General features: G+C 71.4%; 19 protein-coding genes and 1 pseudogene. 10 read left to right on the forward strand and 10 right to left on the reverse strand.

Annotated elements, in window-relative coordinates; all coding sequences use genetic code 11:
- Positions 1-53: 53 nt before the first annotated feature.
- The 4 genes from AB0H64_RS25275 to AB0H64_RS25290 all read left to right on the forward strand — a co-directional run bounded on the left by AB0H64_RS25275 (position 54) and on the right by AB0H64_RS25290 (position 3,662).
- Positions 54-869, forward strand: a complete 816-nt coding sequence (locus AB0H64_RS25275) for an oxidoreductase (RefSeq protein ID WP_357628868.1) — start codon at positions 54-56, stop codon at positions 867-869.
- A gap of 74 nt (positions 870-943) precedes the next feature.
- Entirely contained in the window at positions 944-1,855 is a 912-nt protein-coding gene (locus AB0H64_RS25280) for an alpha/beta hydrolase (RefSeq protein WP_357628871.1), read from the forward strand.
- A gap of 74 nt (positions 1,856-1,929) precedes the next feature.
- A complete protein-coding gene (locus AB0H64_RS25285) occupies positions 1,930-2,943 on the forward strand; it encodes an NADP-dependent oxidoreductase (protein WP_357628874.1) in 1,014 nt (337 codons plus the stop codon).
- Positions 2,944-3,071: 128 nt separating this feature from the next.
- Positions 3,072-3,662 (forward strand): TetR/AcrR family transcriptional regulator, encoded by a 591-nt coding sequence (locus AB0H64_RS25290; protein WP_357628877.1) that lies wholly within the window; start codon positions 3,072-3,074, stop codon positions 3,660-3,662.
- A gap of 126 nt (positions 3,663-3,788) precedes the next feature.
- Here the strand turns inward: AB0H64_RS25290 and AB0H64_RS25295 are convergent, their stop codons facing one another.
- The gene (locus AB0H64_RS25295) at positions 3,789-4,439 is read right to left on the reverse strand and encodes a TetR family transcriptional regulator (protein WP_357628880.1); all 651 of its coding nucleotides are present in this window, start codon (positions 4,437-4,439) and stop codon (positions 3,789-3,791) included.
- A 102-nt stretch (positions 4,440-4,541) separates the two neighbouring features.
- On the opposite strand from AB0H64_RS25295, the gene AB0H64_RS25300 reads away from it, so the two are divergent.
- From AB0H64_RS25300 to AB0H64_RS25310, 3 genes are read left to right on the forward strand one after another with little or no spacing between them, the layout of a single operon-like run.
- Positions 4,542-5,069: a 2Fe-2S iron-sulfur cluster-binding protein gene (locus AB0H64_RS25300; RefSeq protein WP_357628883.1), complete on the forward strand. Its 528-nt coding sequence runs from the start codon at positions 4,542-4,544 to the stop codon at positions 5,067-5,069.
- A complete protein-coding gene (locus AB0H64_RS25305; RefSeq protein WP_357628885.1) occupies positions 5,066-6,061 on the forward strand; it encodes a xanthine dehydrogenase family protein subunit M in 996 nt (331 codons plus the stop codon). Before AB0H64_RS25300 ends, AB0H64_RS25305 begins: the two co-directional genes overlap by 4 nt.
- Entirely contained in the window at positions 6,058-8,235 is a 2,178-nt protein-coding gene (locus AB0H64_RS25310; RefSeq protein ID WP_357628888.1) for a xanthine dehydrogenase family protein molybdopterin-binding subunit, read from the forward strand. Before AB0H64_RS25305 ends, AB0H64_RS25310 begins: the two co-directional genes overlap by 4 nt.
- A gap of 362 nt (positions 8,236-8,597) precedes the next feature.
- Here the strand turns inward: AB0H64_RS25310 and AB0H64_RS25315 are convergent, their stop codons facing one another.
- The 3 genes from AB0H64_RS25315 to AB0H64_RS25325 all read right to left on the reverse strand — a co-directional run bounded on the left by AB0H64_RS25315 (position 8,598) and on the right by AB0H64_RS25325 (position 9,893).
- On the reverse strand, positions 8,598-8,984 hold the full coding sequence (locus AB0H64_RS25315) for a VOC family protein (RefSeq protein ID WP_357628890.1): 387 nt from the start codon (positions 8,982-8,984) through the stop codon (positions 8,598-8,600).
- A complete protein-coding gene (locus tag AB0H64_RS25320) occupies positions 8,950-9,273 on the reverse strand; it encodes a metalloregulator ArsR/SmtB family transcription factor (RefSeq protein WP_357628893.1) in 324 nt (107 codons plus the stop codon). The genes AB0H64_RS25315 and AB0H64_RS25320 overlap by 35 nt, the downstream gene beginning before the upstream one ends.
- Positions 9,274-9,425: 152 nt before the next feature.
- Positions 9,426-9,893, reverse strand: coding sequence for a MerR family transcriptional regulator (locus AB0H64_RS25325; RefSeq protein WP_357628896.1), 468 nt, complete (start codon positions 9,891-9,893; stop codon positions 9,426-9,428).
- 78 nt (positions 9,894-9,971) lie between these two features.
- Between AB0H64_RS25325 and AB0H64_RS25330 the strand changes: the two genes are divergently transcribed.
- On the forward strand, positions 9,972-11,441 hold the full coding sequence (locus AB0H64_RS25330) for a DHA2 family efflux MFS transporter permease subunit (RefSeq protein WP_357628899.1): 1,470 nt from the start codon (positions 9,972-9,974) through the stop codon (positions 11,439-11,441).
- A 585-nt stretch (positions 11,442-12,026) separates the two neighbouring features.
- On the opposite strand, the pseudogene AB0H64_RS25335 reads toward AB0H64_RS25330, so the two are convergent.
- Together AB0H64_RS25335 and AB0H64_RS25340 are read right to left on the reverse strand one after the other, a co-directional pair.
- A pseudogene (locus AB0H64_RS25335) lies at positions 12,027-12,224 on the reverse strand (MerR family transcriptional regulator); the annotation flags it as partial.
- Between the two features lie 10 nt (positions 12,225-12,234).
- On the reverse strand, positions 12,235-13,635 hold the full coding sequence (locus tag AB0H64_RS25340) for a serine hydrolase domain-containing protein (protein WP_357628902.1): 1,401 nt from the start codon (positions 13,633-13,635) through the stop codon (positions 12,235-12,237).
- 220 nt (positions 13,636-13,855) lie between these two features.
- Here AB0H64_RS25340 and AB0H64_RS25345 point away from each other — a divergent pair, with 220 nt between their 5' ends.
- Both AB0H64_RS25345 and AB0H64_RS25350 read left to right on the forward strand, forming a co-directional pair.
- Positions 13,856-13,993 carry a hypothetical protein gene (locus AB0H64_RS25345; protein ID WP_357628905.1) on the forward strand — a complete coding sequence of 46 codons (138 nt, stop codon included), beginning with the start codon at positions 13,856-13,858 and terminating at the stop codon, positions 13,991-13,993.
- 117 nt (positions 13,994-14,110) lie between these two features.
- Positions 14,111-14,995 carry a LysR family transcriptional regulator gene (locus AB0H64_RS25350; RefSeq protein WP_357628908.1) on the forward strand — a complete coding sequence of 295 codons (885 nt, stop codon included), beginning with the start codon at positions 14,111-14,113 and terminating at the stop codon, positions 14,993-14,995.
- A 46-nt stretch (positions 14,996-15,041) separates the two neighbouring features.
- Here the strand turns inward: AB0H64_RS25350 and AB0H64_RS25355 are convergent, their stop codons facing one another.
- The 4 genes from AB0H64_RS25355 to AB0H64_RS25370 form a co-directional block, all read right to left on the reverse strand.
- A complete protein-coding gene (locus AB0H64_RS25355; RefSeq protein WP_357628910.1) occupies positions 15,042-15,359 on the reverse strand; it encodes an NIPSNAP family protein in 318 nt (105 codons plus the stop codon).
- A gap of 33 nt (positions 15,360-15,392) precedes the next feature.
- On the reverse strand, positions 15,393-15,656 hold the full coding sequence (locus tag AB0H64_RS25360; RefSeq protein WP_357628913.1) for a hypothetical protein: 264 nt from the start codon (positions 15,654-15,656) through the stop codon (positions 15,393-15,395).
- 45 nt (positions 15,657-15,701) lie between these two features.
- Positions 15,702-16,283, reverse strand: a complete 582-nt coding sequence (locus AB0H64_RS25365; RefSeq protein ID WP_357628916.1) for a DinB family protein — start codon at positions 16,281-16,283, stop codon at positions 15,702-15,704.
- An 80-nt stretch (positions 16,284-16,363) separates the two neighbouring features.
- Positions 16,364-20,161 (reverse strand): helix-turn-helix domain-containing protein, encoded by a 3,798-nt coding sequence (locus AB0H64_RS25370; protein WP_357628919.1) that lies wholly within the window; start codon positions 20,159-20,161, stop codon positions 16,364-16,366.
- Between the last annotated feature and the right edge of the window lie 27 nt (positions 20,162-20,188).

A 20,188-nucleotide genomic window follows, 5' to 3' on the forward strand; every position in this document is an offset into this window, starting at 1 on the left:
GCCTTACGGTCATAAGTTAAACGATCGTAATTCAATGGTGCAGGGAGTCTGAGATGGCGACACATCGGCCGGTGGCACTCGTGACGGGGGCGTCATCGGGGATCGGTAACGCAACCGCTCGCGCCTTCGTCACAGCCGGGTTCGAGGTGATCGGAACCGGACGGAACACCTCGGGACTCACCCCGACCGCCGGCGTGACCTTCCTCGACCTCGACGTGACCAGTGACGAATCCGTCACCGCCGCCGTCCAGGAAGTGATCGAACGGTTCGGACGGATCGACGTCCTCGTCAACAACGCCGGTCTCGGCTCGGCCGGCGCCGCCGAGGAGAACTCCGTCGCCCAGGCCCAGAGCCTCTTCGACCTCAACTTCTTCGGTCTCGTCCGCATGACGAAGGCCGTCCTGCCGCACATGCGCGCCCAGGGCCGTGGCCGCATCGTCAACCTCTCGTCCGTCCTCGGCGTCATCCCGCAGCCCTACATGGCCCTCTACGTCGCCGCGAAGCACGCCGTCGAGGGCTACTCCGAGTCCCTGGACCACGAGGTCCGCGAGCACGGCGTCCGCGTCCTGCTCGTCGAGCCCGGCTACACCCGGACCGCCTTCGATGCCAATTCCGCGCAGCCCGACACCCCGATGCCGCTGTATGCGGAGCGGCGGCGGGTCTTCGACGAAGTGGTCGCTGCGGCGATGAAGACCGGCGACGACCCCGCCGTCGTCGCCAAGGAGATCGTCACGGCGGCCACCGCCCCGAGACCGAGGCTGCGCTACACCGCCGGACCGCTCGCCTCACGCATCACCACCGCGCGACGCCTCGTCCCCGCCGGGATCTTCGACAAGCAGATCCGCAAATTCAACCGGATGCCCGGCTGACCTCGCACCCGGCCCATCGACCTGCAGTGCGCGCGAGAGGCGCGTTCAGCCCTGCCCAGACAAGGAGCATCACCATGGGAATCGGCTCGGAAGCACAGCAGTTCGCGCAGTTCCTCGAAAGCGTGCGCGCGAAGGCGTCGACACCGGGGCTCGACCTGGCCGTCGTCCGCGACATCGTCGACACACATGCTTCGGCGTCGACCGAGCCGGAAGGCGTCACCTACGCCGAGGTGGACGCGGACGGCGTCCCCGCCCTGTGGGCCATCCCTGAGGGCGCCGACCCCGGCAAGGCGCTGCTCCACTTCCATTTCGGCGGATCGGTCGCGGCCTCTATCTCATCGGACCGCAAGGCGGCCGGCCACATCGCCAAGGCGGCCGGAGCCCGCTCACTCGTCGTGGGCTTCCGCCTGGCGCCCGAGCACCCTCACCCGGCGCAGATCGACGACGCCGAGACCGCTTACCGCTGGCTGCTCGCGCAGGGCTACGAGCCGCGGAACATCGGCAGCACCGGCCACTCCATCGGAGGCACCCTCGCGGTCGCGCTGCCGCTGCGCCTGCTCGCCAAGGGCGAGGCAGCCCCCGGGGCGATCATCAGCATCTCGCCGTGGACCGACCTCACCATCAGCAACCCGAAGGTGGACGAGAACGAGGAACTCGACAAGATGCTCAGCCGGGGCATCCTCGAGCAGTTCCGAGCGGCTTGGCTGCAGGACCCCGGCGTGGACTTCACCGACCCCGACATCAGCATCGCGAACGCCGACCTGACCGGCCTGCCGCCCACGGCCCTCCACTACGGCGAGTACGAGACGCTTGCCGGCGAGGGAGCCGACTTCGGCCGCCGACTCGCCGACTTCAAGATCCTCTCCGAGGTCCGCCCGCTGCCCGGGGGCCAGCACTCGTTCATCCTGGGCGCGGGGCGCGTGCCCGAGGTGGACCGGGCGATCGAGCAGATGGGTCAGTGGCTCCGCCGGCACCTCGGCAGCTGATCTGGAAGCTGCCCGGACATGCGCATCGTCCACCGAGAAGGCAACCGAGAAGATCACGCAAAGGGATGGCTGACATGAAGGCATTCGTCGTCGAGAAGTACGGCAAGGACGGCCTACGCGCCGCAGACGTTCCCGAGCCCACCGTCGGGGACGGCGACGTCCTGGTCAGAGTGAGCGCCACCAGCATCAACCCGCTGGACAAAATGGTCCGCAACGGGGAGTTCAAACGACTCCTGAAGTACAAGCTTCCGTTCGTGCTCGGCCACGACGTCGCCGGCATCGTGACGCAGGTCGGGTCGGCCGTGCGCGACCTGACAGTCGGCGACGAGGTCTACGCACGCCCCCGCGACCTGCGGATCGGAGGCTTCGCCGAGTTCGTTGCGATCGACCAGGACGACGTCTCGCCCAAGCCGGAGTCACTCACCCTCCGCGAGGCGGCCGCGGTGCCACTGGTGGCCTTGGCCGCCTGGCAGATCCTCGTCGACCGCGCCCACGTGATGCCGGGTCAGAAGGTGCTCATCCACGCCGGTGCCGGTGGCCTCGGATCGACGGCAATCCAGCTCGCCAAGCACCTCGGTGCCACGGTGGCGACGACCACGAACTCCCGCACCGAGAAGTTGGTCAGGAGTCTCGGCGCCGACATCGTCGTCGACTACACCAAGGAAGACTTCTCGCAGGTGCTGTCCGGCTACGACCTGGTGCTGGACTCCCTTGGCGGGACAAACCTCGAGAAGTCGCTGACTGTGCTGAAGCCGGGCGGCCTGGCCGTCGGTGTCGTCGGCCCGCCGGACGTCGGGTTTGCCAGGCAACTCGACGCCCCGTCGCTCATGGGCGTGGTCATGACCGCGCTCAGCCGCAAGGTGCGCAAGCAGGCCAAGGCCCTGGGTGTGCGCTATCAGTTCCTTTTCATGCAGGCCAGCGGCGCCCAGCTCCGTGAACTCGGCACCCTGTACGACAACGGACAGCTCCGCCCGGTCATCGACCGAACCTTTCCCTTCGACCGGACGCTCGAGGCGATGGCGTACGTCGAGCAGGGCCGCACCACGGCCGGAAAGGTCGTGATCTCGATGACGCCCGACGACGACTGAATCGGGCCGACTGCGGAGAAGGCGTGTCGGTACTCCAAGACACCGTCAGCACACCATTGGAGTACGTTCGCAATCCAATATGATGGCGAAGCGCGGGTGACCCTTGCGGCGCACAAAGGAGCGAGCGCGTGACGCGTTACGGGAAAGAGCACAAGCAGGCGACGAGGCAGCGGATCATCGAGACCGCCGGCCGCCGGTTCAAGCGGGACGGTATCGACGGCTCGGGCATCTCGACGCTGATGGCGGACGCCGGACTGACCAACGGCGCCTTCTACGCCCACTTCGCATCCAAGGACGACCTCGTGGCCACCGCGGTCGCGGACCAGTTGCGCACCCAGTACGCGAACGTCATCGAGCAGGCGGCCCCCGGCGTCGCCGGAGTCGAGCAGATCGTACGGTGGTATCTGTCGCCCCAGCACCGCGACAGTCCCGACGACGGCTGTCCCTCCGCGGCACTCCTCGATGAGATCGGGCGCTGCGCGGACGAGACCAAGCAGGCGTACACCGACGGCGTGCTCGCCGTCGTCGACGGTATCGCCGCTCGCCTTGCGCCCGCCGATCCACGCTCGGTGCGCACGAGGATCCTCAGCATCTACGCCATGATGGTCGGGACGCTGCAGCTCTCCCGCGCCCTGGCCGACCGGCGACTCTCCGACGAACTCCTCGAAGAGGGCATCCGCAACGCCCTCACTCTGCTCAGCGCACAGGAATCCCGCTGACAACCTGATACTCGGGCCATTGGTTGCTCTGGATGGTTTGTCGCCGGCGGGAGGAGAGCTGGCGCCCCGTGTGCCGGTCTGCTCACCTGGTCGCGGATGTTCGCACCCGCGGTCGGCATCACCGAGTCAGCGCAGCGTCGGCAGGCCGGCGAGCAACGCGGTGAGGGCGCGCTTCAGCGTCGGGAGGAACGGCGGACGCGCGGCGGCGATCCACGGCTCCTGCGCGTAGAGCTCGGTCAGCACCGGGGACGGATTGGCCATCGGGTAGAGGGACGCGGCCAGTCCGGTGGCCGCCCCGACCAGCTCCAGTCCCTCGCCGTCGGTCAACCCGGTGGCTCGCGCCACCTCGGCCCCGAGGCCGGCGCCCACGTCCAGGAGTACCACCTTGAACGCGCGGGCCGCCTCGAGGGACACGTTGTGCTCCAGGCTGGCCGAGATGTGGCCGAGCAGGTCGCACATCAGCGGCCGCGCCACCAGCGTCTCGGCGAGGGCGTCGACCACGTCGCCCGGCGCGCCGGCGGCGCGCAGCCGCTCGGTGGCCGCCTGTCTCCAGCCCTGCCACTCCTCGGCGGCGAGTTCGAGATAGATCTCCTCGCGCGTGCCGAAATAGCGCACCACATTGGACTTCGCCAGTCCCGCGGCCGTCGCCACAGCGCGCAGGCTGACCGTACGCACGCCCGACTGCAGGGCGAGGTCGCGCGCGGCGGCGAGGATCGCCTCGCGTCGCTGTTGCTTGTGCTCCGGCCGTCTGGCCCGCAGAAATTCCGAGTTCCTCATTTTCCCCGACAGCATAACGGCACTCTTAACAGACCACTGTCCGCTTGTTAGGGGGACAGTGGTCTGTTAACGTCGCCGGGAACCCCCACCTACGGAGGAGCCATGCCGGCTGTACGGCTACGGGTGAACGGGACCACCCACGAGCTCGACCTGGAACCACGGGTCAGCCTGCTCGACGCCCTGCGCGAGCGCCTCGGGCTGACCGGCACGAAGAAGGGCTGTGACCAGGGCGCGTGCGGAGCCTGCACGGTCCTGGCGGACGGCGTGCGCGTCAACGCCTGCCTCGCGCTCGCCATCCAGTACGAGGGCCGCGAGATCACCACGATCGAGGGGGTCGCGAGCCCGCTCCAGACGGCGTTCGTCGCCAACGACGGTTTCCAGTGCGGCTATTGCACCTCCGGCCAGATCTGCTCGGCGATCGGCATGCTGGCCGAGCACGGGGACGGCGTGCCGAGCGCGGTGACCGAGCACCTCGCCGCCGACGGCGTGGAGTTGACCGACGCCGAGATCAGGGAGCGGATGAGCGGCAACCTGTGCCGCTGCGGCGCCTACAACGGCATCGTCGCCGCGATCAAGGAGGTCGCCGGAGCGGACGCCGCGACCCGGGTTCCGGAGGAGATTGCGCGATGAGATCGTTCGCGTACGTGCGCCCACCCGACGTGGCCGCCGCCGTCCGGGCGGTGGCGGCGGAGCCGGGCGCGAAGTTCCTCGGCGGCGGCACCAACCTGGTCGACCTCATGCGCGAGGGGATCGAGCGGCCCTCGACCGTCGTCGACGTCACCAGGCTGCCGCTGGAGGACATCGAGGAACTGCCCGGCGGTGGCGTGCGCGTCGGCGCGCTGGTCCGCAACAGCCGCCTCGCCGCGCACCGGCTGATCCGCACCCGATACCCGATGCTGGCCCAGGCGCTCCTGTCCGGCGCGTCGGCGCAGCTCAGGAACATGGCGACGGTCGGGGGCAACCTGCTGCAGCGCACCCGTTGCCTGTACTTCTACGACGGTGCGGCCCCCTGCAACAAGCGCGAGCCGGGAGCCGGCTGCGCCGCGCGCGACGGGTTCAACCGGGGCGGGGCGATCCTCGGCGCGAGCGGGGCCTGCGTCGCCACCCATCCGTCCGACATGTGCGTCGCGCTCGCCGCGCTGGACGCCGTGGTCGAGGCGGAGAGCGTGCGCGGCGTCCGCCGCATCCCGCTGGCGCACTTCCACCGGCTGCCCGGCGACACCCCGCACATCGAGACCGAGCTGGCCGCCGACGAGCTGATCACCGCCGTCGAGCTGCCAGACCTGCCGGTCGCCGCGAGCTCGCGTTACCGCAAGGTGCGTGACCGCGCGTCGTACGCGTTCGCGCTGGTCTCGGTCGCCGCCGCGCTGGAGGTCCGTCACGGCGTGGTCACCGGGGCGCGGCTCGCGCTGGGCGGGGTCGCCGCCAAGCCATGGCGGGCCTCGAAGGCCGAGCAGGCACTGCTCGGCGCGCCCGCCACCGAGGAGTCCTTCCGGTACGCCGCCGAGATCGAGCTCGCACCCGCCGAAGGACTTCCGGGAAACGAATTCAAGATCGAGCTCGCCCGGCGCACGATCGTCGCGACCCTGCGCCAGTTGCTCACGGAGAGGGGCGCGGCATGACGGGGCCGGTGGTGGGCAAGCCGATCGACAGGGTGGACGGCCGAGCCAAGACCAGCGGGCAGGCACTATTCGCGGGTGAGTACCCGTACCCCCGTCTCGCGTACGCCGCGCTGGTGCACGCGACGGTCGCACGGGGCCGCGTCACCGGATTCGACGTGGCCGGGGCCGCCGCCGTGCCGGGCGTGCTGACCGTGCTCACCCACGAGAACGCGCCCCGTATGAAGCCGCCGCCGCGGGCGACCCTGACGAACGGAGGCATGATCGTCACTGGGACCTCGGTCAACTACCTCGGCACCGACGAGGTGCACTGGAACGGCCAGCCCGTCGCGGTCGTCGTCGCCGAGACCCTGGAGGCGGCGCGTGAGGCGGCGGGACTGGTCAGGGTCACCTACCAGGAGGTCCCGGCCACCGTCGACTTCCCCGCCGAGGAGAGGCACGCCGTCCCGCTGAAGGGCAACCCGCTCCAGCCCGGAAGCGCCAGGAAGGGCGACGCCGAGGCGGCGCTGGAGAGCGCCCCCGTGTCGGTGGATCTGCGCTTCACCACGCCCCCGCTCAACCACAACGCGATCGAGCCGCACTCCACCACCGCCGTGTGGGACGGCGACCGGCTGACCGTGCACGAAGGGACGCAGGGCATCGCCTGGCTCCGTGCCCATCTCGCGGCCAGGTTCGGCGTCCCCGAGGCGTCCGTCCGGGTGATCTCGCCGGCGGTCGGCGGCGCGTTCGGCGGCAAGGGCCCGGTGTGGGCCGGCACGCTGCTCACCGTGCTGGCGGCCCGCGCGACCGGGCGGCCGGTGCGGATGATGCTCACTCGCGAGGGCGTCTACCGCACGGTCGGCGGGCGCTCGCCGTCCATCCAACGGGTGGCGCTCGGCGCGACGGCCGACGGCGGGCTGACCGCGCTCATCCACACCGGCGTGACCGGCACCGGCCGGGTCGGCGGCCTGCCCGAACCGGTCACCTCGCCGTCCGGGCACCTGTACGCCGCGCCGAACATCCTCCTCCGGCACAGTCTCGTCGAGCTCGACCTGCTTCCCAACACCTTCATGCGCGCTCCTGGCGAGGCGACCGGCACGTTCGCGCTGGAGGCGGCGGTGGACGAGCTCGCGTACGAGCTGGGCATGGACCCGATCGCGCTGCGGATGCGCAACGAGCCGGAGACGAACCCGATCGACGGCAAGCGCTTCTCCCACCGGCTGCTGCGCGAGGCGTACGCCTACGGCGCGGAGCGGTTCGGCTGGGCGGACCGCACGCCCGAGCCGGGCTCGATGCGGGACGGCCGATGGCTGGTCGGCATGGGCGTCGCCACCGCGCACCACGGAACGATGCAGTTCCCCGCCAACGTCACGGTGCGGCTGTCGGCGGACGGGAGCGTCCTGGTGCGGTGCGGCCTGCAGGAGATGGGTATGGGCGCGGTGACCACCCAGGCACAGATCGCGGCCGACGCGCTCGGCGTGCCGTTCGAGGCGGTGCGGGTGGAGCACGGCGACTCCACGCTGCCCACCGGACCCGCCGCGGGCGCCTCCGCCCAGACCGTGAGCGCCGCCGCGAGCCTGCTGGCCGCCTGCGACAAGCTGAAGCGCAAGGTGCGCGCACTCGGCGAGGGCGGGTCGTACGCGGAGATCCTCACCCGGGCGGGACGGGACCACGTCGAAGCGGCGGTCGGCTCCCAGACCCGGCTCGGCGCGCTGGCCGGGCAGGCGAGGTTCGTCGCGAAGTTCCTGCGCGACCAGCGGCGCTGGGTGAAGGCGGGGTGCGGGGCGCAGTTCTGCGAGGTGCGGGTGGACCCCGACACCGGCGAGGTGCGGGTGTCGCGCTGGCTCGGCGTGTTCGACGTCGGCAGGGTGATCAACGCCAAGACCGCGGTCAGCCAGCTCCGCGGCGGCATCGTCATGGGCATCGGCATGACGCTCTCGGAGGAGACCCTGGTGGATCCGCGCACCGGGCGCATCATGAACCCGAGCCTGGCCGAGTACCACGTCCCCGTGCACGCCGACATCCCGCCGATCGACATCCACTACCTGGACGAGCCCGACCCGACCATGCCGCTCGGGCTGCTCGGCCTCGGCGAGATCGGCGTCACGGGCGTGGCCGGCGCCCTCGCGAACGCCATCCACCACGCCACTGGCAAGCGTGTCCGCAGCCTGCCGATCACCCTGGACAAGCTGCTCTGACCACATTCGCGGGATGGAGCCGCCCTCTTGACCTCCGCAGACCACGCCCTCCCCCCGGACAGCGCCGAGCCCGTCCCGCTGCGGCCACCCACGATGACCTGCGCGAGGCTCGGTCAGGGTCCCGGTACTGAGGTACTGGCGGCTGTTGCCGCGCTCCCCGGCCTGCCGAAGGAGGTCCTCGTCAGGCTCCGAGGCGAGTTGGATCCGCTCGCCAGGCCGAGGTGCCCGACGACCCCCGCGGCGAGCCCTGCGAACACCAGGAGAAGCGGCAAGACGCCCATGTTGTGATCGTAGACCGCGGTGACGGCATCGCATGGTCCTCCAGCGGCGACACGTCCGGCCCGATGGCGGCCCCGCTCTCCCTACTTGCTGTGCACGATCTGGAGCAGGTTGCCGCAGGTGTCGTCCAGGACCGCTGTGGTGACCGGGCCCATCTCCAGCGGCTCCTGGGTGAAGCGGACCCCGAGCCCGCGCAGCCGTCCGAACTCCGCGGCCACGTCCTCCACGGCGAAGGAGGTGGCCGGGATGCCGTCATTGACCAGCGCCTCCTTGTACGGCCTCACGGCGGGATGGCCGTCGGGCTCCAGCAGCAGCTCGGTTCCGTCGAGGTCTTCCGGTGAGACCACGGTGAGCCAGCGGTCCTCGCCCAGCGGGACATCGTGCTTCTTCACGAAGCCGAGCACGTCGGTGTAGAAGCGCAGGGCCTTGTCCTGGTCATCGACGAAGACGCTGGTCAGGTGGATCTTCATGGGGTGCCTCCGGTGCGTCGCGCTTGAGCCACCGGGTGACGATGAGCTCAAGGGGTTCGGTGTTCAGATCGTGGATCTTGTAGCGGCCCTCGCGCCGCGAACGGACCAGGTCCGCGGATTCCAGTACCGCCAGGTGCTGACTGATCGCCTGGCGGGACAGGCCGAGACCATGCTTGGTCACCAGCCGTGTGCAAATCTCGAACAGGGTCTGGCCGTCCCGTTCCACCAGCTCATCGAGGATGCGCCGGCGGGTGGGGTCGGCCAGGGCCTTGAAGACATCCTCCGCCATGATCCCCACAATAGGCAAGTAGCGACTTGCCTATCAAGCCGAGCAGCCCCATGCGCGGCGACATCACCTGACACTGAGCTGAGAACGGGCGGATGGTCCCGCGCCGGCCACCCGCCCCGGCCGCTCAGTGCCTCACCACCGCCGGAGAGCCTTCAGGCAGTGTCTTCCGGGCGGTTGGGCGCCCACAGCCGGTCGGCGTCGCCGGCGACGAGCCGGCCGCGATAGACGTCGATCTTGTGGTCGATGAGCTTGAGATTCTCCTGCAGCTCGGCGAGCCTGGCCGTCACGTCGGCGCGGTGGGCCTCCATGAGGGCGAGCCGCTCCTGCTCGTTGCCGTGACCGGCGGCCACGAGCTCGGCGTAGTGCCGGATGGCCCTGATGGGCATGCCGGTGGCCCGCAGCCTGGTGCAGACGTCGATCCACTTGAGGTCGATCCGGTGGTAGCGCCGCCGGCCGCCGGCGGTGCGCTCGACGGTGGTGACGACCAGGCCGGCGCGCTCGTAGTAGCGCAGCGTGTGCACGCTGACCCCGGTGCGGCGGGCGGCCTCGGCGATGCTCAGGCCCGGATCGGGGTCGGAGTGGGCGGGCGCGGGTGTGGGCTGCGACTTGACTTCGAGCACGCTCTAAATCCTAGCGTCGTGGTCAGTCACTGAGGCGCCTCACCGCGATCGTCAGCGGTGCCTACCGATTGGACCTGTATGCCCGAACTCAGCGCACGCCGCCGATCGTTGGTCCTCGCGATCTGCTGCGCGAGCATGGTCGTCGTCGTCATGGACATCTCCATCGTCAACGTCGCACTGCCGGCGATCCGCCGCGACCTGCACACCTCGGTGTCCGGCCTGCAGTGGACCGTGGGCGCGTACACACTGGTGCTCGCCGGTTTCCTGCTGCTGGCCGGGTCCACCGCCGACCGCGTCGGCCGCCGGCGGATCTTCCAGATCGGCCTCGCCGCCTTCGGGCTCGGCTCGCTGCTGTGCAGCCTGGCGCCGAGCATGGGTTGGCTGATCGCGGCGCGAGCACTGCAGGGCGTCGGCGGCACGATGCTCAACCCGGTGGCCATGGCGATCGTCGCCACCACGTTCCCCGCCCGGGCCGAGCGGGCCAGGGCCATCGGCGTGTTCGGCGCGACGTCCGGTCTGGCGCTGGCGCTGGGGCCGATCCTCGGTGGCGTGCTGGTCGACGGCCTCGGCTGGCGTTCCATCTTCTGGGTCAACGTGCCGATCGTGGCCGCCGCGATCGGGTGCACCGCCCTGTTCGTGCCGGAGTCCCGTGCGGCGCGGGCACGCCGGTTCGACCCGGTAGGCCAGGTCCTCGTGGTCCTGGTGCTGGGCTGTGTCGTCTACCCGATCATCGAGTCGGGCAGGCTGGGCTGGGCCTCACCGGTGGTCCTCGGCCTGCTCGCCGTCGCCGTGCTCGGCGTCGCAGGCATTCTGGTCTACGAGCCGCGCCGTGCCGACCCGCTGCTGGAGCTGCGTCTGTTCCGGAGCGTGCCGTTCAGCTCGGCGATCCCGATGGCGCTGTTCGCCCTGTGCGGGTTCGGCGCGTTCCTGTTCGTGACCATGCTCTACCTGCAGAACGTACGAGGCATGTCGGCGCTGATGGCCGGGCTGTGCCTCCTTCCGGTCGGAGGGCTGATCGTGGTGCTCTCCCCGATCAGCGGCCGGCTGGTCGGCGGGCGCGGTCCCCGGCTCCCGCTGGTGGTGTCCGGGACCGCGCTGGCCCTCGCCGGCGGCATGTCGCTCTGGCTCGGACCGGCCACCGCGCTGCCGGCCGTGCTCGCGATCTATGTGCTGTTCGGCATCGCGCAGGGCACCGTCAACCCGCCGATCACCAACATGGCGGTCGCCGGAATGCCCGCCTCGATGGCCGGGGTGGCCGCCTCGGTCGCCTCCGCCGGCCGGCAGACCGGCACCACCCTGGGCGTCGCGATCGCCGGAACGATCGTGGGAACGGCCGCGGCGCGCGGCGGGACGGCGTTCACCGGCGCGGAGCACGGCGTGTGGTGGCTGGTCCTCGGGCTCGGCGTCGGCATCCTGTCCCTGGGGCTGCTCAGCACCGGGCGCTGGGCCGCGGACACCGCCGCGCGGGCGGCGACCCTGTTCGAAGGCGTCGAGACCGGAGCCGCGGCGGCCCCCGGACTCCCGTCCCTGCCCCGAGTCGCCGGCTGACCCTGCGTCCTGCGCCGGCTCCACGCGCTCGAGCTTGGTCCAGCCCGTCCAGCCGCGCCGCTTCAGCAGCTCGATCAGCCGGCGGGCCGGCGGCACGGTGTCGAACGCCAGCGTGTCCATCAGCTTGGCGAACGGCGGCTCGATGTCGGTGTCGTCGACGTAGTCCTCGCCCTGCTCGTCGGCCATCCGTGTGAGGTAGGCGGCCACCTTGTCGGCCAGCTCGACCAGCCGCGGGTCGTCGTCGGTCCGGTCGAGAGCCTGGCCCAGGGTGAGATAGAAGTCGACGAGCTGCGGATCGGTGATCTGCTCCCGCTTGCGTGCCATCCACTCCGGGACCCGCTCGGGTGAGCGCATGGCCAGCGGGATCCAGCCGTCACGTTCGGCCCGGACGATCCGCTCGTCGACCCCGAGCGCCCGCAGCCGGTCGAGGAACTCGACCACCTCCGGAGGCAGCGCCACGTTGTCCCCCGCGGCGAGGCGGGCGATCCGCTCCCGGTGCCGCTGCCGCTCCCGGATCTCCGCCCGCAGCCGCCTGTCGATGTCCGCGACCGCCGCGGCGAACTCCTCCTCGCCGGCCCGCAGCAGCTCCCGCACACGCGCCAGCGGGACCCCGGCCTCGGCCAGGGTGCGGATTCTGATCAGCTCGACCACGGCGCCGGCGTCGTACCTCCGATAACCGGAGCGGTCCCGCTCCGGCTCCGGCAGTAGCCCCTTGGCGTGATAGTGCCGCACCGCGCGCACCGTCACTCCGGTGTACGACGCCAGCTCGCCGATGGTCAGCATCAGACCTCCTTCAGCCGATCTTCGGTGTCGCCCGCATGCCGAAGTAGACGTACGGTATGCCGTCCGGAAGCGTTCCGAACACCAGTGGCAGCCACGGCACGCTGACAGGGCCGAGGCCCGGCATGGCGAGCACCGTGTCGGACACCGTCACCAGGTCGGTCTCGATCGGCGGTGAGTAACCGGCGTTCCCGCCGGTCAGCTGCAAGCGCAGACGCGGCACTCCGCCCCGCTCGCCGATCGTGAGCCGTATGCCTTCGCGTTCGTACGTGCCCGTGAGCGCGGCGACATCGACCGGCTGCGGGTCCGCGGCGGGGGCGAAGGCGTCGGGCATACGCACCCCGGCCAGCTCACCGAGCAGCTCCTGGAACAGCTCGACGAACAGACCGGTCGCGCCGCCGCCGTTGGTCAGCAGCGCGGCGGCGACGCCGCTGCCCGGCACGACACGCAGGTAGGAGAACTGCCCGAGTGCCGCACCGTCGTGACCGTAGCCGGGGACACCGTCCCAGTCGTACAGCGCCCACCCGTGGCCCCACGCGTGCGCCATGAACGTCCATCTGTCCAGGCAGTCGACGGCGCGCCGCCGCATCGTCGCCACCGACCCGGCGGACAGGACGCGTGTGCCGTCGGGCGCGGTGCCGCCGTCGAGATGCATCCGCGCGAAGCGGACGACGTCGCCGGCCGTGACCAGGACGCGCCCGTACGGCCCGGCCGAGCGCGGCAACATGTCCCACGCGGGCGCCGGCTCCGGGTCGCTTCCCAGATCCCCGAGATGGCCCATCGCCGCCCGGAACCGCAGCGCCTCCTCCGGCAAGGTCATCGAATGCTCCAGACCGAGCGGCGCCAGCAACCGGTTGCGCAACGCCTCGTCCCAGGTCTGACCGGTGACCACCTCCACGATTCTGCCGAGGATCGCGTACCCGGTGCTGGAGTAGGAGACGACGGTCCCCGGCGGGCAGTCCTGACCCAGGTCCGCGCACGCCTCCACGTAACGGGCGAGGCAGTCGTCACCGCGGCCGGTGTCGTGGGTGAAGTCCCCGGCGATCCCGCTGGTATGGCTGAGCAACTGGCCGATCGTCACGCTGCTGGTGGCCTCGTCGTCGGCGACCGCGAAGCCCGGCAGCACGTCGACGACCCTGCTGTCGAGCCGCAGCTCCCCGGAGTCGACGAGCTGCATCACCAGCGTCGCCGTGTACGCCTTGGCGATCGAGCCGGACTGGAACACCGAGTCCGTCGTCACCTCCACGCCGGTCCCTCGGTGCAGCACTCCGCCGGCCAGCTCGTGGATCTCACCCTCCACCAGCACCGCCAGCGCCGCGCCCGGCACGTGGTGACTGGCGCGCAGCTGGTCAAGGCGCTCCTGCCAGCGAGCACGGTCGAAACCCACAGGGTCTTCCCTCTTCTTCGTGGTCATGCCGACCATGCTGAGCGGTTGCCCCTGCGTCAGGGTCAAGCGTCGCGACGACATTTCCTCCGCGTGACGTTGAGGGAGATCCCGGCCTCGACTGTCGCCGCGGGTCCGGTCCGCCGGAAGGTGCCACCGGTCCGTCTCGCCTCGGATCGGCCGTGGCCCGATCCGAGGCGACTCGGGCCGTGGCGGTGCGCGCGGCGTCTTCGCGCTGATCGGCGCGGTCGTGCCTCAGGGGGAGCCGAACCAGGAGATCGGCGACGTCGAGATCTTCCTGACGCCGGCCGAGGAGCTGCACTTCGGCCGCACGGCGGAGCGCGGCGAACAAGATGTCCGCGTCACCGAGGGTCGCAGCTCGCCCTGACGGAAAAGGCCTGGCCGTCGCTCTTCCGGAATCGCGGATCGAGTACGGTGGATCACCGCAACAACGACAAATACCGCATGATCATATGAAGCGGAGACTTATCGTGGCAGGTCAAGCGTGGAACTGCGGGACATCCAGATCTTCCTGACGCTGGCCGAAGAGCTGCACTTCGGGCGCACCGCCGAGCGCCTGCATGTCTCCCCGGCCCGGATCACCCAGGCGATCAAGAAGCAGGAGCGGCAGATCGGCGCCCAGCTGTTCGTCCGGAACAACCGCAGTGTCTTGCTGACGCCCGCGGGAGTGCGCCTGCGTGACGACCTGCGGCCGATATACCACGCGCTCGGTGAGAGCGTGGAGCGGGCCAAACGTGAGGCGCAGAACAAGAACGAGGCGCTGCGGTTGGGCATGCTCAGTACCAACACCGCCGAGCTCCGTCCCGTCTTCGACGCGTTCGCGGCCCATCGCCCCCACTGCGAGATCCAGCTCCGCTACATCAGTTTCGGCGATCCCTTCGGACCGCTGCGTGCCCGGGAGGTCGACGTGCTGCTGGCCTGGCTCCCCGTCGAGGAGCGCGACCTCACCGTGGGCCCGATCATCTCCACCGAACCCCTCGTGCTGGCTATGTCAGCCACGCATCGACTGGCCACGCGAACGTGGGTGAGCTACGAAGACCTCGGTGACGAGATCGTCATGGGCGGCGCTCACCCCGGCTACTGGCGCGAGGCGATCGTCCCCACCCGCACCCCCAACGGCAGGCCCATCCGCATCGGGCCGATCGTCTCCACCGGCGAAGAAATGCTCCCCATTCTCGCCGCCGGAGAGGCTGTCTCACCGGTTTATGGTCACTCCACCCGCTACTACGCCCGGCCCGACACAGTTCACGTGCCCATTCGCGACGCGCCGCCGCTGCGCTGGGCACTCATCTGGAGCACCGCAGCAGAAAACGACCTGATCCGCCAGTTCGCCCGTGCTGCCCGCGACGTCGGCGAGCTCGAATTCTGAACGAGGGCATCTTCGACTCCGAGCGCATCCGGCTCCGGACCGGCTCCTAGCCGAGCTGATCAGGCAGCAACGGTCGCATGAAGGTGCGTTCGTAGCGGAGCACGCACCCGCTCTCGTCCCTGATGCGATCCGCCTCCACGAAGTCCGGGTGGACGCCGAAAAGGCCGCGGTATTCCTCATAGGCGGCGAGGCTGGGGAAGCTGAACAGGGCGAGGGCCTTGTCGCTGGCGCCTTCCGCCGGCAGGAAGTAGCCGTGATGCGTGCCACCGTGCAGGTTGACCAGCTCGATCCAGCGGCGGCCGAAACGTTCGAACGCGTCGATCTTCCCTGGATCGATCACGTACTCGACGACACAGGTAATCATGGAGCCATTCTCCCGGGTCCGCGACTCCGCGGGTCAGCTGCGGCGAGACTCGGGGTTGGGTGTCTGCCGGATCAGGACCGTGGTGGCGCGTTCGAGGAGCTCGCACAGCGTGTCGCGCTCGGTCGGCGTGAAGCTCTCGGCGAGGGCGCGTTCGAGCACGATGACCTCCTGGTAGGCGCCGTCCAGCACGTGCCGGCCGAGTTCGGTCAGCGAGGCGATGGGGACCTTGGAGTGCACGGGTGAGGTCTCGCGGGCGATGAGCTCCTTGTTCTGCAGGCCGGTCAGGACAGAGGCCATGGTCTGCTGGGTGACCCCGCAGGAGCCCCTCCCCGCGTCGGTCCGCTACTGGCCTATGCGTCCGTCGATCCGCTCGCGCAACAGGTCGACGTGGCCCATGTGGCGGCCGTACTCCCAGATCATTCCGACCAGCATCTCGCGCAGCGACATCGCCCCTCCACCGCTGCCATGCTGGTTCAACGGGTCGTCGGCGGTGATGTCGAGACTGGGCGCCTCGGCCACGAACCGCTCTGCGAAGTCCACCTCCGCACGCCATGCGTCCCACGCCTCCGCCACCACCTGAGGGTCGGGTACGGCGCCGTCGAAGTCACCGTCACGGTCGGTGTCGGAGCAGAACAGGCGGGGCGCGTCCTGTCCCGCCATCGTCCCCCGGAACGACGCACGCTCCACCTCGGCCAGGTGGCGCACCAGCCCCAGGAGCGACATCGTCGACGGCTCGACGGAACGCCGAGCCATGGCCTCCGCGTCGAGACCTGAGCACTTCAGCTCCAAGGTGAGGCGTGCGGAGCGCAGGGCTTCGACCAGTGTGGTGCGTTCGTCGCCCAGCGTCGGCCCGTTCTCACGCGGGTCGTCGTCAGAGGGCTTGCCGTCCGCGGTGAACATGTCGGCTCGTCGTGTCGTGGCCATGACCGCCATCATCGGTGACGCGCACGGCGGCCGACAAACGAATTACCCGCTCCGGTCGACGGGTCGGCACCACGACCCCGCTACGGCTGGTGGCATGGCCGGCGCCTGTCGATGCCGGGGAAGTAGCCCGCCCACTGCTCGGCCGTGAGGTCCGGGGCCCTGGCGCAGACGGTCAGACCGGCCAGTGCCGGATCGACGCTCCACAGCCGGGCCGGGCGGTCGGCGCCGCCGCTGACCAGCAGGCGGCCCGCGAACAGCAGGCCGACCACGGGCCCTTCGCCGCCCGTCAGGGTCGCCCAGCGGGCGGGCGCGCGGGGATCCGTGACGTCCCACAGGTGCACGATCGGCTCGCCGCCGCCGGTCGCGAGCAGACGGCCGTCGGGGCTGAAGGCGAGCGAGTCCACGTAGGTGCCGTGGCCGTCCAGGACCGCCGGCGGGGTCGGGCGGCCAGGGCGGGTGATGTCCCACAGCCGGACGGTGGTGTCCTGACCGGCGGTGGCCAGGGTGCGGCCGTCGGGGCTGAACGCGCCGTTGTAGACCGCGTTGTCGTGGCCGCGCAGGACCGCCACGGAGACCGGGCGGTCCGGGTCGGTGAGGTCCCACAGGCGGGCGGTCCTGTCGTAGCCGAAGGAGGCGAGCAGGCGCCCGGACGGGGCGAAGGCGAGGGCGTTGACGAAGCCGGTGTGGCCGGTGAGCGGCCGGGTCTCGCGCGGGTGGGCGGGGTCACTGATGTCCCAGGTGCGGATCACGAGGTCGCGGGTGGTGGTGACGGCGAGCACCCGGCGGTCGGCGCTGAACTCGGCGCTGTCCGGGGGTGCCGCCGCGCCGTTCATGGTCGCGAGCTGTGCGGGGACGGGGCCGGTGAGGCTCCACAGGCGGATCGTGCCGCCGGGGCCCGCGGTGACCATGAGCGATCCGTCGGCGGACAGCTTCACCAGCCCTTCGGTGCGGGCCTGGAGCCGGCTCACCGGGCGGTGCGGGTCGCTGACGTCCCAGCGCAGCGCGCGATCGCCGTTGCCGGTGATCACCGTACGGCCGTCCGGGGCGGCCCAGACCGGCCTGGTGCGCCCGCCGCCCATGAGGGCGGGGCCGGGCAGGTCCCACAGGCGAAGCAGGTGGTCGTAGGAGCCGGTGGCGAGGGTGTGGCCGTCCCGGCTGAAGGCGACGTCGGACATCGCCCCGGTGTCGATCGGGGCACCGGGGCGCGGGCTGAGCGTCTGGAGTGGGCGTCCGTCGGCGACGTCCCAGACGCGGGCGGTGTTGTCGTCGCCCGCGGTTGCGATGGTACGGCCGTCCGGGGCGAAGACGGCGCTGTTCACCGCCCAGCGGTGGCCGGACAGCGTGGCCTGGAGTCGGGGACGGCGCGGCCGGGCCACGTCCCACACCCGGGGCGTGGCGTCCTGACCGGCGGTGACCAGGCGCCGCCCATCGGGATCGAACGCGACCGACAAGACCCTGCCGGTGTGACCCGCCAGCGTCGAGAGCGGGCGGACGCCGGTGAGCGTCAGGGCCGGACCGGATCCGGTCATCGGCGGGACCGGGCGGGTTCCGGTCGCCGGTGGCAGCGGTGGTAAGGCGGTCAGGTCCCACAGGCGGGCCGTCCCGTCGTCCCCGGCACTGGCCAGCAGCCCGCCGTGTACGGCCAGCCGCCGCACCATGCCCCGGTGGCCGTGCAGCGTGGCCAGGGGCCGGCCCGTGGCCGCGTCCCTCATGGTGATCACGCCCGTGCCGCCGCCGGTGGCCAGGAACCGGCCGTCCGGCGTGTAGGCCAGTGCGTGAACGGCGCCGTCGGCGGCGGGCACGGTCATCAGGGGCCGGACGGTGGTGGGGCCCGTCAACGGACGGGCGATGGTGGGGTCCGTCAGGGGGCGGGCGGCGGGAACGCCCCACAGGCGGATGGTGCCGTCGTCGCCGCCGCTGGCGAGCCGCCGCCCGCCGGGTGCGAAGGCGAGCGCGACGACCTCGCCTGTGTGCCCGGCCAGGACGGCGAGCGGACGCGGCCGGTGCGGTGTGGCCACGTCCCACAGCCGCACGGTCCCGTCCTTGCCGGCGCTGGCGAGCAGCTCGCCGCCGGGCGCGTACTCGACATCGTGCACGTAGTCGGTGTGGCCGCTCAGCCGCAGGTTGAACGGCGCGCCGAAGGCGCTGAGCAGCCCGCCGCGCGCCTCCGTGGTGGGTGCGAGCACGTACGCGGCCTGGACGAGCCTGTCGGCGAGCGCGGGATCGGCGGCGCGGACGGCGGACGCCTGCCCGGCCACCTGACGGGACAGGGCGATGTCGCGCTGCTCGCGCGCGGTCGCGGCCTCGTCGAGCGCGGCGACGCCGCTGAGGCAGGCCAGCACGAGCAGCAGGACGAGGCCGGCCACCAGCCGCCGCAGCCTGCGTGCCCCGGCGCGGGCGGCCTGCTCCTGCCGCCGTACCAGCTGGGCCGAGGCGTCGAGGAACTCGGCGGCGAGCTCGCCTGGCGGATGCGTGGTGGCCGCGCTCCACTCCTGGGCGGCGGCCAGGCGGGTGCCCTGGTAGAGGGAGGCGGGGTCGCGGCCCTCGCGGTCCCAGGCGGCGGCGTCGGCGGCCAGGCGGCGGCAGGCGAGGAGCGCGGCCCGGTCCTCCGCGAGCCATGAGCGCAGCAGCGGCCAGGCGGTGAGCAGCGCCTCGTGGCTGATCTCCACGGTTCCGTCGTCGGCGGTGAGCAGGCGCTGGGCGATGAAGCGGTCCAGGACGTCCCCGGCGCCCTCGGGCAGGTGGCGCCTGGCCACCCGTCGGCGGGCGTCGGCGGTGTCGTCGGCGACGTGCACCAGTTGCAGCAACAACAGCCGGGCCAGCGTGCGCTGCGGCTCGGTCAGCCCGGCATAGGCGTTGCCGGCGCTGAGCGCGATCGCGCCGGCGATGCCGCCGGCCGCGTGGTAGTCGGCGACGGTGATCGTGGTGCCGTGGCCGCGCCGCCAGGTGGCGTACAGGGCGTGGGACAACAGCGGCAGCGCGCCGGCGGCCGGAGCCCGGTCGCGCAGGGTCAGATCGCGCAGGATGAGGTCGGTCAGCCCGGCTTCGAGGTCGAGGCCGGCCTTGCGGGCCGGCTCGGCGATGGCCGCGCGCAGGCCGGCCTCGTCCATCGGGCCGAGCGTGAGCTGGCCCTCGGTGATGGCGGCCACCAGCTCCCGATGGCCCAGGGCCTGGGTGTAGAAGTCGGAGCGCAGGCCGAGCACGACGACGTTGCCGCGCGCGAGGCCGTGAACGGCGGCGACGAAGGCGTGCCGCTCCTCCTCGTCCCCGCACAGGGTGAACAGCTCCTCGAACTGGTCGAGCACGATGAGCGGACCTTCCAGGCCCTCGAGCGTGTCCATCGGCCTGGCGCCCGGGGTCCGGACCGTTCCCGTACCCAGCGTGGCGATCAGCCCGGCGCCGATCAGTGAGGACTTCCCCGACCCGGAGGGGCCGACCAGCACCTGCAGGCCGCCGCCGCGTTCGCGCAGCTCGCCCACCCGGGCGACCAGCCGCCGGGCCGGCTCGTCCCGGCCGAAGAACCAGCCGGCGTTCTCGGGCTGGAAGGCGGCCAGGCCCCGGTACGGCGCGGACCCCGACCGGGGTGCGCCGCGCCGCTGCCTGGCCCGCCGCCAGCCGGCGAGCCACTCCCCGATCCGGTCCTGGTCGTCCTCGCCGCACGCGTGCAGCACCTGGAGCAGCAGCTCGCGGGAGGAGGTGGACGGGAGCCCCCGCCCGGCGAACCAGTCGCCGATCGTGCTGTGCGCGCCTCGTACGCCGACCTTCGCCGCCACCTGGCGGACGGTCAGGCCGGCGCGCTCGCGCAGCAGGGTCAGCTCGTCGGCGAAGTCGCGGCGCGTCCTGATCCGTCGCGGCAGCGGATCGTTGGCCTCGGGCACATCTGCATGTCGGCGTGACCTGCCGCG

Source organism: Nonomuraea sp. NPDC050733, assembly GCF_040654215.1.
Taxonomy (GTDB): domain Bacteria; phylum Actinomycetota; class Actinomycetes; order Streptosporangiales; family Streptosporangiaceae; genus Nonomuraea.

Bases quoted from the DNA above. Each gene is read 5' to 3' on its own strand.
- AB0H64_RS25275 (WP_357628868.1), top strand. From the start codon at position 54: ATGGCGACACATCGGCCGGTGGCACTCGTGACGGGGGCGTCATCGGGG.
- AB0H64_RS25280 (WP_357628871.1), top strand. From the start codon at position 944: ATGGGAATCGGCTCGGAAGCACAGCAGTTCGCGCAGTTCCTCGAAAGC.
- AB0H64_RS25285 (WP_357628874.1), top strand. From the start codon at position 1,930: ATGAAGGCATTCGTCGTCGAGAAGTACGGCAAGGACGGCCTACGCGCC.
- AB0H64_RS25295 (WP_357628880.1), bottom strand. From the start codon at position 4,439: ATGAGGAACTCGGAATTTCTGCGGGCCAGACGGCCGGAGCACAAGCAA.
- AB0H64_RS25300 (WP_357628883.1), top strand. From the start codon at position 4,542: ATGCCGGCTGTACGGCTACGGGTGAACGGGACCACCCACGAGCTCGAC.
- AB0H64_RS25305 (WP_357628885.1), top strand. From the start codon at position 5,066: ATGAGATCGTTCGCGTACGTGCGCCCACCCGACGTGGCCGCCGCCGTC.
- AB0H64_RS25310 (WP_357628888.1), top strand. From the start codon at position 6,058: ATGACGGGGCCGGTGGTGGGCAAGCCGATCGACAGGGTGGACGGCCGA.
- AB0H64_RS25315 (WP_357628890.1), bottom strand. From the start codon at position 8,984: ATGAAGATCCACCTGACCAGCGTCTTCGTCGATGACCAGGACAAGGCC.
- AB0H64_RS25320 (WP_357628893.1), bottom strand. From the start codon at position 9,273: ATGGCGGAGGATGTCTTCAAGGCCCTGGCCGACCCCACCCGCCGGCGC.
- AB0H64_RS25330 (WP_357628899.1), top strand. From the start codon at position 9,972: ATGCCCGAACTCAGCGCACGCCGCCGATCGTTGGTCCTCGCGATCTGC.
- AB0H64_RS25340 (WP_357628902.1), bottom strand. From the start codon at position 13,635: ATGACCACGAAGAAGAGGGAAGACCCTGTGGGTTTCGACCGTGCTCGC.
- AB0H64_RS25355 (WP_357628910.1), bottom strand. From the start codon at position 15,359: ATGATTACCTGTGTCGTCGAGTACGTGATCGATCCAGGGAAGATCGAC.
- AB0H64_RS25360 (WP_357628913.1), bottom strand. From the start codon at position 15,656: ATGGCCTCTGTCCTGACCGGCCTGCAGAACAAGGAGCTCATCGCCCGC.
- AB0H64_RS25365 (WP_357628916.1), bottom strand. From the start codon at position 16,283: ATGGCCACGACACGACGAGCCGACATGTTCACCGCGGACGGCAAGCCC.